Genomic DNA, 15,080 nt, shown 5'->3' on the forward strand with positions numbered 1-15,080 from the left:
ATTCTCACCGAACCCGAACCCGGCCTGTTCGCTCAGCCCCGCACCTGAGTACCAGTCCGCCCCGCCGACCAGGACTCCTCACCCAACCCCAAGCATCAACCGGACATCAGGTCACGTACCGCACTCTGAAGGTGGTGGTCTTGATGGTGTTCTGCCTCTTCTTGCCGGACACGAACGCCTTGCGGCCGGGGCGGCCCGCGCGCCGGCGCCGGACCTGCACCTCCGTGCCGTCGATCCGCAGCCTGACGCCCTCCGCGGCGGTACAGGCGAACAGGTCCTCCAGCGTGTGCAGCCGCAGCCCCGGCCGGCCGGGCACCGCGAAGCCCCGGGCCGCCAGCAGCGGCCGGAGCTCTCGGATCGCGCCGGAGACGGTCGAGAGGTCCACCCGGTACAGCTCGGCCAGTGCCGCGTGCGTCAGGCCCAGCCGCAGGTGGACCAGCGTGACCAGGAGCCGGTCGGTGAACACCAGCCGCTGCTTGCGCCCGGCCCCGGCGGCCCGCCGCCGTTCCCCGCCCCGCCGCTCGCGCAGTGCGGACTCACGGCGGGCCTGCCACTTCGGGGCGGGTTCTTCGAGCAACTCGCCGAAGTGTGCGCGAGACCCCGGACAGGCAGGATGGGAACAGGCCGCACGGGCCCAAGTAAGCGTCACAACTCGCCCAACCCGCACGGCCCTTCTCATGTCACGGTCAGGCCCAGCCGGTACTGCCCCGAAACCCGCAAGGGCCGCCCGGCCCTGGCGAGACGCCCGTCATCCTCCCTGCGCCTTGACGTGCTGGATGACCTCGTTGAGGTCCTTGGTCGGCGAGAAATCGATGTACTCGCAGTCGTCGAGCGCCACCGGGGCGTGGCCGGGTGGCCAGTAGAAGGCCTCACCCGCTTCGTAGAACTCGTCACCGTCCGGCGTCCGCATCTTCAGCCGCCCCTTGAAGAGGTAGCCCCAGTGCGGGCACGGACACAGGTCGCCGGCCAGACCCTTAAGAGCCGGCCCCATGTCGGTGCCCTCGGGAAACGTCACAAAGGCAACGGACATGTCTCCACCGACGTCCTGCATACGAAACTCCACCCCGCCACCTTCGATGGCGACAGGAGTGTTTGTCCGCGTCGTTGCTGTCATAGCTCCTCCCTGCTCACCTACTAAGGGAAACAGCAGAACCCCTCCCCTCCAGCCTGGACCCTGGAGCTACACACCGCGATGCGGATTTGGGGTCGAGATCAGAAACCGAGACTGGTCCTCGCCCGCATGACGACCCGGTGATCACCCACCAGCCGACCCGCCAGGCCAGCATGCCCCAACGTGAATTACTCCCAAGGTCGTAAGACCATGAGTGCGCCAAGGGGACTGAGGCAGGCTCGGTGGGGTAGTCGGAGGGAAGCTGGCGCATCGTGGATGCTCCTCGAGGGCGGCGATTGATGAGGCTTCACCTGGCCGAGGCTGACTTCTCCCGCTGCTGTACCAATGGTCGAGGGGTTGGTGGATTTGGCACCGTTGTACCGGGCCGGGCACTACGGCGGTGAACCCGGCAGCCTGGGTGTCGCCCGGCAGTTGGCCGATGAGTTGCTTGAGGGTCTGGCTGCGGACTTCGCCACGACCGTCAGCGAGCGATTCCACTACGACGTGCTGCTCGTGGTCACCGAGCTGCTGACCAACGCCGAGCGGTACGCGCACGGGCCGTCCCTCCTGGAACTCGAGGGAAGCCCCCGCAGTGTGGTGGTGACGGTATGGGACTCCAGTACTGCCCTGCCGGTAGTGTTTCCGCCCGATCCGACGCGGGTCGGCGGTCACGGTCTGGAGATCGTGAACCGGCTGTGTTCGCAGGTGACGGCGGAGCGGGTGCCGGTGGGCAAGCGCGTACGGGCCGTACTGCGCGTTCCTGACGCCCCTTAGAAAGGCGCCGGCCCTGCGGAGGCTGATTTCTGGAAAGAGGCCGTCGATCTCTTGCCGACCTCCCATTCGGCAGGCCCAACTCGCCAGCCCGCCCGTGCAGCCAGGGAACCTACGGGCACTTGCGCAGGTGGAATATCGGGATGGCGCCCAGGTTTGGTTTCGGGGCTGTGGGTCATGGTGCTCGCGGCCTGACCCCGGCCGGGAACCTCGGTGATTCGGAGGAACTCGGGGGAGTGACGGTAGGTAAGTGGGGAACACGTACAGTCACTGATCTCGTACGTGGAAGGCAAACTGATGATGACTGATTGCGGTACTGCGGTGTTGGTGGAGGAGTTGCGCGAGCGTGCTGGCGCGTTCGTGAACTCTCATGTCGACCTGTGGGTCACCGTCGAGGACGACGGAACGCTGATCCTTGCCGGCCAGGACCCCGCGCCCCTTTTCCAGGCGGCTGCGGACTGGTTGGCGGAGGGGCCTGCCTGCACCGTCGTCGATACCCGCTGGGAGCGTGGGACAGCCGAGCCCGCTTACACCCTCTACCTGTATCTGCGCCCGCCCGGCGCGGAACTGACGGTGCAGCGGACGGCCGAACGGGTCTAGGACTTCTCCCGCTCCCGGCGAAATCCGGCAGGTGACGGCGGCGGCGCCGGCTACCCGCGCTGCCGCTTCTGCGCCCGGTGTGTCCCCTCTGCTTGAGTATCCGTGAGAGGTAATGGGGGGAGGGCTGCGCGCGAGGAAGGCTGGGGTGTCGGGGCGCTGGCGTTTTCGCATGGTGTGGTTGCTGGCCGGTCGGGGTAGGGGCAGGCCGGGGGATTGCGCGGAAGGCTGGCCCGCCCGCCAGCTGCTGACAGTTTGCGGTGGGCCGGCCTGACGACCGCAGGGGCTGGAGTTCCTGTTGGGTGAGGGTCCGTGCCACAGCGCTGCTTCACCGGTCAGCCCGCGGCCATATTGAATTTTGCGCGACCAAATCACTTCGCGGCCCTCCTTCGGGGCCATCGCGTGCCAAATCCTGCCGGGTGTCGGGTGTGACGCGGGTGCTCCCGCTGCACTGGGCCGGTGAGCCGTTCGGGGCGGCCGTACTCGCCCCAGAGTCGCCTGGGAATCCCCTTGAACGGTGCCCTCGCCCGCATGCCCGCCTTGGTCTTCTGCAACGGACAGTCCCTGCGTGGCATTGCTGCCCACTCGCCGTAACGGCACGATCCCTTGTTCGGGGTCGTCACCGGGTCCCGGGAGGGGTGGCGGGCTCCACCGCCGTGGCAGCCAGGATTTCTGCGCTGCCAACGCGAGCGTCGAGCGCCAGGCGGCCGGGGCGAAGCGCGGCACGGGTGCCTCAAGAGGTGCACGGCTCAGAGTGTTGTGGGCTGGCCGGCCGGGAGCGGTTGTTGGGGCCGCCGCGGCTGCGGAGGGTGACTCCTGCGTCCACGAGCACGCGGTGGAATGCGTAGGAATGGCCGGTGAGCGTGTGTGCCTGTCACCCCCGACTAACGACCACGCACGCAAGCCCGCAACCTCCCCTCGCTCACCATCACTCCACCGCGACACGGCGCGCTGACGCGGGCGTTACCGCGACAGTCCCCCGGCACGCCGTGTGAGGACAGATCGTCGTCACACCGACTCCGCAGCAGGAGCAAGGCAGCGGGGTCGGCGACCTGGGCGAGATCGTCGAGCAAGGCCCGCACGCGCGGGGTGCCTTCAGTCCGGACGGCCTCGACGACACCGTCGATAATCTCGCGGACACAGGCGGGCACGAGCCCGGGATCGGTGCGCATGATTAGGCGTATCAGACCCTGCGACGGCAGCGGAATCGCTTGATGGGGGTGAGGCGCCGCAGACGGCGGGCCGATTCCCGGCCTCGGGACTGGTAGGCCCGCATGTTGAGGTGTCGCGATATTCGCGGCTGATGCCCACGCGTCACGCGTGAGGTGTGGCCGGTCTCGATGTCTGGTCCCCGCCTCTCCCTCCCCAGCGACACCAGGTTCGGAACTCATGAGACGTACTTGACACTGCTCTTGATCACTCATGCGTTTTGATCGCATACGTGGGTATGCGAACTCACCACAGGCAGCGCGAGCCGCACGAGGAATACGACTTGATGGGGTGAACCACGTGTACGAGCAGAACGTGAGCAACAGCAGCGCCGTGCCTCAGATGCGATTCACCTGCCGGCCGCAGCGTGCGGCACAAGCCCGGGACACAGCTACGGCGTTCCTCGCTTCCTTGCAGCCTGCCCCGTCGGCGTACACCGCGGAAAATCTGTTTCTGCTGGTCTCAGAGCTGGTCACCAACGCCCTGCGCCACGCGGGCGGTGTGACCGCCTTGTGCCTCACCGCTGACCGCCGGACCCTTCAGGTCCGCGTCGAAGACCCCAGCCCCGCTCATCCGCAGGACCGTACACCCGATCTGACCGGCCAGACCGGGGGCTTTGGCTGGCCCATGATCCAGCGCCTGGCCCGAACCGTCTCCGTTCACAGCAAAACCCAGGGCGGCAAGGCCATCCTCGCCACCTTGCCCCGTTGATCTCCTCGAAGGCAGGGGCAACTACGCTCCCCGTCTCCCGGCCCAAGGGTGCCAAGAGCTTCGTTGTCCTGCCCCGCCGCTAGCGCGTCGAGCGGACGATCGGCTGGCCGGCCCGTCGCCCTATCCGGAACAGCTCGTGCCAGCCCCCGCGGGGCCCAGGTCTCACTCTCGTAGCTGCGACCAATTTCGGCATATGCAGGATGAGCCCATCTGTGTGATCACCGATTGGCTTACCAACTGCCCCGCCTTCTACAGTACGGAACGATTCGATCACCTGAGGTAACGGAAGTGTGGGGGGAGGAACGTTCATGCCCGGAACCGAGGTGTTGCGTGCGTACCGGTTCGCCCTGGACCCCTCCGTTGCCGAGCTAGCTGCTCTGTCCCGCTATGCCGGGGCCTGCCGTTGGGCCTACAACTACGCGCTGGCCAAGAAGACCCAATCCCACCAGGCCTGGGCCGGCCGCCGGACTGCCTACCTCGACGCGGGACTGAGCGAAGCCGAAGCCAAGGAGCGGATCAAAGCCGACGGCGCCGAGCTCACCGATCGCATCAAGGTGTGGGACCACCACCGCAAGAGCCTCACGCTCGCCGTCGCCGGCAAGCCGCCGCTGCCCGCAATGCAGCCCCCAGCCGGGCAGGAAGCACTGGTCCGCAGGCTGGCCGCCGTCCGCGCGGGCTCCGCCGGCACTGGCAGCGAACGCGAGCTTCTGGCCGCGGCCCGCGCCACGGTGAACGGGCTCAAGGCGGAGGCGTTCAGCGCCGGATTCCGCACGCCGAGCGCCATCGACACGAGCGCCCTGTGACGGAAGGAGCGGGACCGGCCCAAAGAGGAGGGCGGCAGCCCCTGGTGGCCCGAGGTCAACGTCTACTGCTTCACCGCCGGCTTCGACCGCGCCCAGGTCGCCTGGAAGTACTGGCAGGACTCGCTCGCCGGCCGCCGCGCCGGACCGCGCAACGGATACCCCCGGTTCAAGAAGAAGGGCCACGCAGAATCGTTCGCTCTCTTCCACGACGTGAAGAGGCCGATCATCCGCCTGGAGGGCCACCGGCGGCTGGTGATGCCGGGCCTGGGCAGCATCCGCATCCACGACAGCGGCAAGCGCCTGGCCCGGCTCGTGGACCGCGGCCAGGCCGTCATCCAGTCCGTGACCGTCACCCGCGGCGGCCACCGCTGGTACGCCTCGGTGCTGGCGAAGGTGCAGCAGGACGTTCCCGTGCTGTGGGAGCACGTCGACGATGACGGCACCCGCACCCCGTATCTGAGCCGCGGCCAGGCCGAGACGGCCGCCGAGAACGGCGGACGTATCGAGCAGATCGGCCGCCCTGCCACCCGCCAGCGCGCCGGCGGGCTCGTCGGCGTCGACCTCGGCTCCGACTACCTGGCCGCCCTGTCCAGCCCTCTCGATCCGGCCGACCCCACTACCGCCCTCGTGCACCACCCCCGTTTCCTCGCCGACAGCTGGCCGCACTGACGAAGACTCAGCGGGCGATGTCCCGTTGCCAACAGGGGTCCCAGCGGTGGGGGAAGGCTGCCGCCCGGGTCTCCCGTGTGCACCAGCAGATCACGGTGCGACGGGCGTCGTTCTTGCACGGCCTGTCCAAGAAGCTCGCCACTGGGTTCACGCACGTCGCGATCGAAGACCTGAACCTCACCGCTCTCACCGCCTCGGCCAAGGGCACCCGGGACAAGCCTGGCAGGAACGTTAAGGTCAAGGCCCGCTTGAACCGGCATCTCCTGGACGCCGGCCTTGGCAGCCTGCGCAAGAAGCTCGAATACAAGACCGCCTGGTACGGCTCGCAGCTTGTCGTCCTCGACCAGGGCGAGCCCGTCGCCAGCACCTGCGCGAAGTGCAAGGAGCGAAACCCAAGCTCTGACCCCTCGCGCAGCAAGTTCCACTCCCACTCGTGCGGCGCGGTCGTACACCGACACGAGAACAGCACCGCGAGCATCGTTGACGCGGCGCGAAGGAAGCTCACGACGGTCGCCTCCGATAGGGGGGACCCAAAACGCTCGCCGAGCCGCCGTAAGCCCCGGAGCCCGCAAAGGCCCCGGGCAGGAGGCGTTGAAACGAGAAGACACCGGCTGACGCCGGTGCCACCCCCGGAGAGCGATCCCCGGGCGTCCCAGACAACCAACGCGCCAGGGCAGCTGCCTACCGAAGGGCCCAGGCCATTCAGCCGCCGCCCCCTACGCGCCTGGGACGATCCGTGTTCTGGCAGATCGACAGCTTGCCGAGGGTCGGAAACATGCCCTTAGAGGTCGTTGTCTCCCGGTGTTTCATCCCGGAATCTGCTATTTGGGCTGGGGTGTCGGGTCGCGCTAGGAGACGGTGCTCTCCCCGGTGAGGCGGCGGGCCATGAGGTCAGTCATGGCAATGTGGATCATGGCTTCGGAGCGGGCCGACAGGGTCTCGTAGTCGCGGGCCAGGCGGCGGTGGAGCATGAGCCAGCCGTAGGTCCGCTCGACCGCCCACCGCTTCGGGATCGGAGTGAAACCCCTCCTCACAGGCCTGCGTTGAGTGATTTCCAGGTCGATACCGAGGGTGGCTGCGTGTTCGACGAGGTGTTGGCGGTAGCCGCCGTCGACCCAGACTTTACGGACGCGGGGATGTTCGGCAGCGACTTGGTTGAGGAGGTGGGTGCCGGCGGCGGAGTCCTGCACGCTTGCCGCGGTCACCAGGACAGCCAGGAGCATGCCGATCGTGTCGGTGACGATGTTCCGCCTGCGTCGATGCCCTGGCTCGAGGCGTGAACACTGGTGGAGGCTTTGACGCTCTGCGCGTCGATCGCACAGGCCGAAGGCTCCCCGTCCCGCCCCTCCCTCTGTCGCACGAGATCCCGCAGGAGGCCGTTGAGCTGGACGAATACACCTTCCTTTTGCCACTTCGCGAAGTAGCCGTAGACCGTGTTCCAGTGCGGGAAGTCGTGCGGCAGGGCCGCCGCTGTTCGTTGAGCCCAAGGTGCGGGGAAGGGCGTGGAACCCATCCCGTCCTGCGGCTTCGGCGGGCTCCACCGCCGTGGCAGCCAGGATTTCTGCGCTGCCAACGCGAGCGTCGAGCGCCAGGCGGCCGGGGCGAAGCGCGGCACGGGTGCCTCAAGAGGTGCACGGCTCAGAGTGTTGTGGGCTGGCCGGGCCGGGAGCGGTTGTTGGGGCCGCCGCGGCTGCGGAGGGTGACTCCGGCGTCTACGAGCACGCGGTGGATGAATCCGTAGGAATGGCCGGTGAGCGTGGCCAGCGTGCGGATCGAGGCACCGTTCTCGTAGTCCGTGGCGAGTTGGGTGGTGACCTTTTCGCGTGCGGCGCCGATGAGTCGTTTGCCCGCCACTGCGCGTCCCCCTCTCCAATGGGTCGTTGGCGGAGGTTCATTAAGGAACCTCCAACGGTTGGCAGAGGTCTGCCCCGAACCGCGAGGCGCACACCGGAGACGATGACCGTGTTGTCGGAAGGTCCCGTGCTGCCCCTCCCCGCCTAGGGGCAATACCGGTGACTTTAGTGGGTTTTGGTCGTTGGATGGGTTGTGCCAAGGCCCGGTCAGGTGAAGTCATCGGTTGGTGGGCGGTTCTCGGATCGGATCGCTTTGGGGGTGTTGACTCGTGCGTTTCCGCCGGAGCTGGTGGATGAGGTGGTGGCGGAGTGCGGCCGGGTCGAGCAGCGCCATCGGCTGCTGCCGGCCCGGGTGGTCGTGTACTTCGTCCTGGCCATGTGCCTGTTTTCGGGCCAGGGCTACGAAGAGGTCGCGCGCCTGCTCACCCACGGACTGGAGAGGGAAGGCCGCTGGCGGGACTCCTGGCGGGTGCCCACGACGGCGGCCATTGGCCGGGCGCGTCTGCGGCTGGGTCCGGAACCGCTACGGGCCCTGTTCGCCCGGATCTGCCAGCCGGTGGCGACTGCGGAGACGGACGGAGCCTGGTTTCGCGAGTGGCGGCTGGTCGCCGTTGACGGCACCACCTTCGACCTACCCGACACGGCGGCGAACGCGGCGTTCTTTGGTCGGCCGGGAACCGGCCGGGGACAGGGACGCAGTGCGTATCCGCAGGCGAGGGTCGCCGCTTTGGTCGAGTGCGGAACTCATGCCGTGTTCGCGGCCCAGGTCGCCCCCCTGGCCGTCCACGAGACGGTGCTCGCGCAGGAGTTGTCCGTCTGCCTGACGCCCGGGATGCTCCTGCTGGGCGACCGCGGCTTTCGCGGCTTGGACCTGTGGCGGGCGGCGACCGCGACCGGCGCCGACCTGCTGTGGCGTATCAAGAGCGATGCTGTCCTGCCGGTCCTGATCGCGCTGGAGGATGGCTCCTATATCTCGCAGATCTTCGCGGCCCGGGATAAGAACCGCCGTGCCGACCCGACCCGGGTCCGCGTGATCGAGTACACCCTCGGTCGGGGTGCTGACGCCACCGTCTACCGGTTGATCACGAGCATCCTCGACCCGCAGACCGCGCCGGCTGCGGACCTCGCCGCCCTCTATGCCCAGCGGTGGGAGATCGAGACCACGCTCGATGAGATCAAGACCCACCAGGGCGGGCCCCGCCTGGTCCTACGGTCCCAGCACCCGCCCGGCGTCGAGCAGGAGATCTTCGCCTTCCTACTGGTCCACCACGCTCTGCGCGACTTGATGCATCAAGCGGCCACACACGTCGGCCGCGATCCCGACCGGATCTCCTTCATCCGCACTTTGCGGGTCGCCCGCCGCCACGTCACCGACCAGGCGGCGCTTTCCCCCTCCCGACTCAAAAAGTCACTCGCCCAAGCCCTGAGTGAGATCCACGAACGACTGCTACCTCCACGGCGGTTACGCTCCAACCCCCGCGTCATCAAACGCAAGATGTCCAACTGGGCACTCAAACGCACCGAGCACCTCAACCCACCCCGAACCGATGTCCCCACCATCGCACTGGTCGGGCCCACCAAAGCCAGCCCGACCAGGAGAAAAACCACCTAAATCACCGATATTGGGTTTAGACGGGTCAATCAGGCACCGCCCTTGCCATCGGGCGGGGAGGTGTCAATCGGGCTGCTAGTCGGCGCGCCGGGGTTTGTGTGAGGTGATCTGCAGCCTCACCTGGGTGGGGAGTTGGCCCCATCCGGTGGACTGACGCGCGCGTTCCAGGGGGCCGTGACTCAATGCCTGCAGGACGGCGCCAGGCTCGCAGTCGGGGCTGAGTGTGAGGGCGATGCGTGCCTTGGGATGGTGGGCCCGGCCAGTCATTTCCACCTTTGCATGATGGACGCCGGGCAGGTGGTGGGCGTCGGCGGCGATTGCGTCGGCGAGGGCATGATCGCGCAACTCCACACCCTCTGTTGGGGAGGCTCCTCCAACGCGCATACCGCCTGGGTGAACTCCGCGTAGCTGTGCCCACAGCCACCACAGGGCGAGCAGAACGATGACGGTCAAGGAAGCGATGACCGCCGGCCACCACCAGCCTTCGTTGGTCCAACGGGATCGGTCGCTGGCGCTGAACACGACCGCTTGGGGGGTGATCAAAGGCCAGCCGTCGGGTGGCGTCAGGTGCCAGCGCCGATAGAGATCGAGCCCGCCGACGAAGATGAGGCCGCCTCCTGCCAGCAGGGCGAGCCCAGACAGAGCCACCAGGATGCGATTGGCCACGGGTAGCCTCATCATGCCTCCTCCTGCCTGCTATGGACCGGGTTTTGTGGCCGCAGGTGCGTCAGTTGCCGGAGGCGGAGGGTGATCCGGGGCGGATGTACCAGGGCGAGCTGATCACGCTGCTCATGCAGAACAGCATCGAGTTCTACCCTGACGTCGGCGGGGTCGCGGAAGCGAATGTCCGCGTGGGCCAGGATCCGGGTTCGCCGCACACGGATCCTGGCCCGGCTGACGCCGGGCACGCGCATGGCGGCATCCCGCAACAGGAAGGCGACGGCATCACGGTCAAGTACGGCCCGCACCAGGTTCTGGCCACCGGGGTTGTTGAGTGGCAATTGGTGGCGCAGGCCGGGGGTCAGCGCCAGGATGATCAGCCACAGCCCAAGGCTGGCGGTCAGGGCTGCGCCGGTGAGCATCCAGGCGTCGTCCAGCGGACGGGTGGCCAGTTCGTGCGCGAGACGACTGCGCCAGGCAGCGGCACTGTGGCCGGCTCGGACCATGGAGATGTCGAACAGCAGAATTCCGGCGCCCGCAGCGATGATGAGGGCGGTCAGCGCAGCGGGTATCCGGCGGGCGGACCACAGCCGGCGCGTTGGACGTGAGCCATCGTCCGTGGTGTTGGTGTGCTGGGGCTGAGTGGCATCCAGTGGTTGTTTGGTCAACATCGCCACTGCCGAAGAGGTGGCCGGTTCGTCGGTGTTGGCGGGTCGCTCAGTCTGAGCGCGGGGTTCTTGGCCCGCGTCATGCCAGGTTTCCTTCTGTGTCATGGACTGAACTGGTTCATTGCCCTCCTTTGTGCTCCATCGAGCCGAGGGGAACAGGTGCTGGATGGTCAAAGTGACCTCGGTGACGCGCATGCCGGTCAACTGGGCCACCCGCTCGGTGACGTAGTGCTGAACCTGTCGGGAGGTTTCAGCGATGTTGATCGGATAGGGCAGATCCAGGGACAGTCCCAGCCGGGCCGCTCCTTCGTTGACGGCGGCCGTGGAGCGGGGCAAGGCGAGTCCCAAGCGTGCGGGGGCTGCACCCGTCTGCTCGGTAAGGGCCTCACGCGCGGCGCGGGCGGCGATGCGGGCGATGACCTTGTCGGGGATCACGGTCGCGCCGCGCTCGGCGGCCGGTACAGGGAGCCTGGTTGTGGGCGCCGGTCTGCCGTGATGGGGATCCGTGATTTTCCCCAGGCTCGCTCCGTCTCCTCACTTGGTTCAAAGCTGAATGAAGTGGGGCGGGTGGGGATCGCCGAGCGCGCGGGTGGGCCCGCCGACCGTCTGGTCGGCGGGCCCACATTGATCCGGAACAGTCAGGCGCGTCGAATGGGCGTGACCTCCGGAAGCGTCGTAGTCGGAATTGTCGGGCGGGCGACCTCTGGCGTTGCCAAAAGAGCAACGATGGTGACGGGTTGATCGCAGTGAGGGCAGTTTCGGGTCGCCGTCGGCGGTAGATCTGGAGTTGATACCCGAGGTGGCAACGTTGTTCTTTTCACGGCGTGTTGAGGTGGCTGTGGATCTCCGTGACGAGCCGCTCGCGCCTCGTCACGGCCCCGTTCCCGCTGGTTTTCCGCCTCCCGCCGGCAGAAGGGCGAACAGTACTTTTGGCGAACGGACGGGTGCGTTGTGAACTCGTCCCCGCAAGCGAGGCAAGCTTTGACATGCAGTTTCACTTCTTCCTTCTGCCTGCTTGGGCGGCATGCAGGGGCACAATACATCTGCCGGGTGCCGGGGTCGGGGGTGAACGCCCCACTGCACGTGAGGCATTTGCGGCCTTGGGCTCCATCGCTTTCGTCCTCAGGAGACACGGGAATTCACCCCCGCTCGCAGGGCATCGGCCTGCTTCTGGTGGCCCCTGAGTCGATAGGAAGGTCCGTCGATTCCCGCGACAGCAGCTCGGTGCAGTAGCCGGTCGAGCATCGCCGCAGCGACCGTTGCATCACCGAAGGCGCCGGCCCAGTCGGCAATCCCGACGTTGGTCGTCAGGATGGTGCTCGATTTGAGATACCTCTGGTTGATCACCTGGAACAGGGCGGAGGCGCCGTCCTCGGGCAGCGGGAGATACCCCAGCTCATCGACGATGAGGAGCTTGGGGCCCGCGAAGAACCGCATGCAGGTTTTCCAGCGCCCTTCGAGTGCAGCTCGGTGGCACTTGGCTGCCAGTTCTGCTGCGGTGGTGAAGTAGACGCGGTGGCCGGCATCGACGGCGGCCCGCCCCAGCGCGACGGACAGCATCGTTTTCCCGACGCCCGGCGGACCGACGAACAACACGTTTGATGCGTCGTCCAGGAAGCGGAGGGTGGCCAGGTCGCGGATGAGTTTCTCGTCGACGCCGGGCTGGGCGGCGAAATCGAAGTCAGCTAGAGTCCACGGTTCAGGCAGACAGGCGAAGCGTTCTCTTGCCGCCCGCTTTCGAGTCTCGGTGGCCTCGACTTCGATTTCCAGCAGGCGTTCCAACGCTGCGGTCAGTGACATGCGTTCGGTGCGCTATTGGTCCAAGACTCTGTTGAGTGCCTCCGCCGCATCGTTGAGTTTGAGATAGGACAGGTGGGCTCGCAGCTGCTGATAGCGGCGTGCTTCGCTCATCTGCATGGGAGTGCTCAATCCTCATTCTCCTCTTTCCTTGCTGGCAGGTGCCGTAGCTGGTCAGCGACGGCGGCATAGTGGGATAGGTCGACGACGACCCGTTCGGCCGAGGAAACAGAAGACTGCTGGTCAAGCAGGCGATCTGCCTCGGCCAGGGCTTCCGCGGTCGGTGGCCGGCGGACCTTCCTCTTACACGGAGCCCGGTCATTGAAATTCGCCAGAACTGCCCGCTCCAGTGCGATGACGTGCCCGGCATCGCGGATGGTTTGACCAGATCCGCGCGGCGCTTGGCGATGGCATGCAACAACCGAACGGCCAGCGGTAACAATGCGGATCTCGTCCTCGCCGAGCCGGTGCACGACGCTAACTTGGGCACCCGGCAGCCCCGGAGGCACAGAATAGAAGTTGCCATCAAAAGACACCAAGCTTTGCGGGCTGACTGTCCTCTGGACCTCCAACTCGGCAGGGAACGGCCGCGTGGGAAGTTCCAGCAAGCTTTCCGAGTCGGCTAGTTCAGCAACATTGGTAGATACTCCGTCGACCTTTCGACGCCGCTGATCCATCCGCAGAGCGAGCTTATCGACGCCGGATTGAGCCTGCTGCACGCTCAGCCCGTCGGGAACAGTACGCCACCAGCGCTGGGCAGCGGAGTGGTTGACCTTCTCCACGACTCCTTTCCTGTTCCCCCGTCGGGGCGGGCAGATATCAACCCCCAACACCGTAATATTTGGCGACTCCGGTGAAGGCTGGCAGAACCCGGCCGGTCGACGGATAACAGACAGTCGACATCCGGTCGAAACGCCAACGCCGTGCGGTTCCACCCAGTTTGCGGACGATCTGATCGAGCCCTTGCACCAAGTGAGGGAAGTCCTCGGACTCCGCGAGAACCGCTCGCCATCGGCCGGAATGGGCCAGGGCGCCGACCAGCAGATGAGCATGCTCGCCGACACCCCATTCGCTGGGCGCTTCAGGCAACTCAAGCCAGTCGAACTGGATCTCCTCACCAGGTGGGTGGGTGATTACGGCGAAGTCGCGGCCTGAGGAACTCTTGCATGGCTCGCAGTGGGGCCGCACCTGATGCCGCCTCAGAGCGCGGGTGAACGTCGGATAGGCGCCTAGATAGCCGAGTGCTACGACCTCGTCGTAGAGCGTTGACGCCCAAAGATGTGGGTCGTCCTGCAGCCGCTGCCGACAATAGTCCAGGAACGGCACGAACGCGTCCATGGCTGGCTGCCGAGTACCAGCCACTCGTTCACCGTTCAGATAAGCACGAATCGTCTTGCGATCACGGCCCAAATGTCGGGCGATCGCCGAGATAGTCCATCCCTGACGACGTAGCGCGTGAGCGTCCACGTCTTCCTCCCGCGTGAGCATCCAGGCCCCCGAACAGGCCGAACTCGAACCACGCGCAGACTCTCCGGCAACACACCTCAGTATCCCGACACGCCGCTCAAGATCACTCGATGGGTGGGGAGATCAACTGAGCAGGTTTGTCCCATCCGAGATCGGTGGGTGGGGAAATTCAAAGATCCCTATCAGCGCGCGGGCTGAGGACCGGTTGCCTGGTCAACGTGGCTCCCGGGACCGGACGAAGTCGGATACCTCCAGGTCGCCCTGGAGGACGAGGCCGACGATCAGGCCCACCGCGCCCAGCGCCGCCACCAGCAGGAAGGCCCAGAAACCGCCGAAGAATGCGGCGAAGCCCAGAGCCAGACCTGCCAACAGGCCCACCGTCGCTCTGCCCATCTCACTCACCCGAATCTCATGTCGATCGGCTTCCCCCTACCCGCTGCGTACCACCGGGCGGCAGGTCTCTGCGGTCACTTCACGCGGCCCTCGATTTCCTCCCGCTCGTCCCCCTCATCGGGCAGGTGGACGTCGTCCACGGCGATGTTCACCTCGACGACCTCCAGGCCCGTCATGCGTTCCACGGCCGCGATGACGTTGGTGCGGACGTCACTGGCGACGTCCACGATGGAGACGCCGTACTCGACGACTACGTCGAGGTCCACGGCCGTCTGCCGCTCGCCGACCTCGACCTTCACTCCGCGTGTGACGCTGGGGCGGCCGCCGGGGACCCGGTCGCGGACGGCGCCGAAGGTCCGGGCCATGCCCGCTCCGAGACTGTGGATCCCCGGCACCTCGCGGGCGGCCATCCCGGCGATCTTCTCCACCACGCTGTCGGCCATTGTGGTCCGCCCCCGCGTCTCGGCCCCCGTCCCGGCGCTGCTGCGGCCCTGCAGAGTCTTACCTTTGGTGCCGGTTTGGCTCTCACCTGCGGTGGGGCGGCTGAGGGTGTCTGACATGAGGACCTCCGAAAGTGCCCTTGCGGGCGCCGGTGCGGTGCCCGTCGAAGGATTAGACACAGCGCAGCCGCATTCCTCACGCCGTCCACGTCACAGACCGCCACCTACAATGAGGGAGTGTGTGCGGACGCCGGGGCCAGCTCCCGGGCAGGCAGCGAACGGTGGATGCGCGACCCGGCCGGGCCCTCGCCCCCACCGG

16 protein-coding genes and 3 pseudogenes are annotated in these 15,080 nt (G+C 66.8%); 7 read left to right on the forward strand and 12 right to left on the reverse strand.

The window, feature by feature from the left end; genetic code table 11:
* Positions 1–106: 106 nt before the first annotated feature.
* Positions 107–577 carry a helix-turn-helix domain-containing protein gene (locus O3W51_RS39395; RefSeq protein WP_443048391.1) on the reverse strand — a complete coding sequence of 157 codons (471 nt, stop codon included), beginning with the start codon at positions 575–577 and terminating at the stop codon, positions 107–109.
* Positions 578–748: 171 nt separating this feature from the next.
* Entirely contained in the window at positions 749–1,030 is a 282-nt protein-coding gene (locus O3W51_RS39400; protein ID WP_331284131.1) for a hypothetical protein, read from the reverse strand.
* Positions 1,031–1,456: 426 nt separating this feature from the next.
* On the opposite strand from O3W51_RS39400, the gene O3W51_RS39405 reads away from it, so the two are divergent.
* Both O3W51_RS39405 and O3W51_RS39410 read left to right on the forward strand, forming a co-directional pair.
* On the forward strand, positions 1,457–1,885 hold the full coding sequence (locus O3W51_RS39405; protein ID WP_198359463.1) for an ATP-binding protein: 429 nt from the start codon (positions 1,457–1,459) through the stop codon (positions 1,883–1,885).
* Positions 1,886–2,164: 279 nt separating this feature from the next.
* Positions 2,165–2,482: a hypothetical protein gene (locus tag O3W51_RS39410; protein WP_198359462.1), complete on the forward strand. Its 318-nt coding sequence runs from the start codon at positions 2,165–2,167 to the stop codon at positions 2,480–2,482.
* Between the two features lie 730 nt (positions 2,483–3,212).
* Here O3W51_RS39410 and O3W51_RS49085 read toward each other — a convergent pair.
* Positions 3,213–3,329: pseudogene (locus O3W51_RS49085) on the reverse strand (helix-turn-helix domain-containing protein); the annotation flags it as partial.
* 701 nt (positions 3,330–4,030) lie between these two features.
* On the opposite strand from O3W51_RS49085, the gene O3W51_RS39415 reads away from it, so the two are divergent.
* From O3W51_RS39415 to O3W51_RS49090, 4 genes are all read left to right on the forward strand, one after another.
* The gene (locus O3W51_RS39415; protein ID WP_198359465.1) at positions 4,031–4,399 is read left to right on the forward strand and encodes an ATP-binding protein; all 369 of its coding nucleotides are present in this window, start codon (positions 4,031–4,033) and stop codon (positions 4,397–4,399) included.
* Between the two features lie 308 nt (positions 4,400–4,707).
* Positions 4,708–5,202 carry a helix-turn-helix domain-containing protein gene (locus O3W51_RS39420; RefSeq protein ID WP_198359461.1) on the forward strand — a complete coding sequence of 165 codons (495 nt, stop codon included), beginning with the start codon at positions 4,708–4,710 and terminating at the stop codon, positions 5,200–5,202.
* 210 nt (positions 5,203–5,412) lie between these two features.
* The gene (locus tag O3W51_RS39425; RefSeq protein ID WP_269288664.1) at positions 5,413–5,871 is read left to right on the forward strand and encodes a hypothetical protein; all 459 of its coding nucleotides are present in this window, start codon (positions 5,413–5,415) and stop codon (positions 5,869–5,871) included.
* Between the two features lie 17 nt (positions 5,872–5,888).
* Positions 5,889–6,656, forward strand: coding sequence for a transposase (locus tag O3W51_RS49090; protein WP_198359459.1), 768 nt, complete (start codon positions 5,889–5,891; stop codon positions 6,654–6,656).
* 63 nt (positions 6,657–6,719) lie between these two features.
* Here the strand turns inward: O3W51_RS49090 and O3W51_RS39430 are convergent.
* Together O3W51_RS39430 and O3W51_RS39435 are read right to left on the reverse strand one after the other, a co-directional pair.
* Positions 6,720–7,333: pseudogene (locus tag O3W51_RS39430) on the reverse strand (IS5 family transposase); the annotation flags it as partial.
* A gap of 176 nt (positions 7,334–7,509) precedes the next feature.
* Entirely contained in the window at positions 7,510–7,725 is a 216-nt protein-coding gene (locus tag O3W51_RS39435) for a helix-turn-helix domain-containing protein (RefSeq protein WP_138358136.1), read from the reverse strand.
* Between the two features lie 192 nt (positions 7,726–7,917).
* Between O3W51_RS39435 and O3W51_RS39440 the strand changes: the two are divergent.
* Positions 7,918–9,117 (forward strand): annotated as a pseudogene (locus O3W51_RS39440) (IS4 family transposase); the annotation flags it as partial.
* Between the two features lie 294 nt (positions 9,118–9,411).
* Here O3W51_RS39440 and O3W51_RS39445 read toward each other — a convergent pair.
* The 7 genes from O3W51_RS39445 to O3W51_RS39475 form a co-directional block, all read right to left on the reverse strand.
* Positions 9,412–10,002 carry an alkaline shock response membrane anchor protein AmaP gene (locus tag O3W51_RS39445; protein ID WP_269288666.1) on the reverse strand — a complete coding sequence of 197 codons (591 nt, stop codon included), beginning with the start codon at positions 10,000–10,002 and terminating at the stop codon, positions 9,412–9,414.
* An 11-nt stretch (positions 10,003–10,013) separates the two neighbouring features.
* The gene (locus tag O3W51_RS39450) at positions 10,014–11,099 is read right to left on the reverse strand and encodes a DUF6286 domain-containing Asp23/Gls24 family envelope stress response protein (RefSeq protein ID WP_269288668.1); all 1,086 of its coding nucleotides are present in this window, start codon (positions 11,097–11,099) and stop codon (positions 10,014–10,016) included.
* 687 nt (positions 11,100–11,786) lie between these two features.
* Positions 11,787–12,464: an IS21-like element helper ATPase IstB gene (istB, locus tag O3W51_RS39455; protein WP_198359456.1), complete on the reverse strand. Its 678-nt coding sequence runs from the start codon at positions 12,462–12,464 to the stop codon at positions 11,787–11,789.
* A gap of 125 nt (positions 12,465–12,589) precedes the next feature.
* The gene (locus tag O3W51_RS39460; protein ID WP_269288669.1) at positions 12,590–13,243 is read right to left on the reverse strand and encodes a Mu transposase domain-containing protein; all 654 of its coding nucleotides are present in this window, start codon (positions 13,241–13,243) and stop codon (positions 12,590–12,592) included.
* A gap of 37 nt (positions 13,244–13,280) precedes the next feature.
* Positions 13,281–13,928 carry a terminase gpP N-terminus-related DNA-binding protein gene (locus O3W51_RS39465; RefSeq protein ID WP_269288670.1) on the reverse strand — a complete coding sequence of 216 codons (648 nt, stop codon included), beginning with the start codon at positions 13,926–13,928 and terminating at the stop codon, positions 13,281–13,283.
* Positions 13,929–14,141: 213 nt separating this feature from the next.
* Positions 14,142–14,321 carry a hypothetical protein gene (locus tag O3W51_RS39470; protein WP_269288671.1) on the reverse strand — a complete coding sequence of 60 codons (180 nt, stop codon included), beginning with the start codon at positions 14,319–14,321 and terminating at the stop codon, positions 14,142–14,144.
* A 74-nt stretch (positions 14,322–14,395) separates the two neighbouring features.
* The gene (locus O3W51_RS39475; protein WP_269288673.1) at positions 14,396–14,881 is read right to left on the reverse strand and encodes an Asp23/Gls24 family envelope stress response protein; all 486 of its coding nucleotides are present in this window, start codon (positions 14,879–14,881) and stop codon (positions 14,396–14,398) included.
* Between the last annotated feature and the right edge of the window lie 199 nt (positions 14,882–15,080).

This window comes from Streptomyces sp. H39-C1, assembly GCF_027158125.1.
Lineage (GTDB): Bacteria > Actinomycetota > Actinomycetes > Streptomycetales > Streptomycetaceae > Actinacidiphila > Actinacidiphila fildesensis.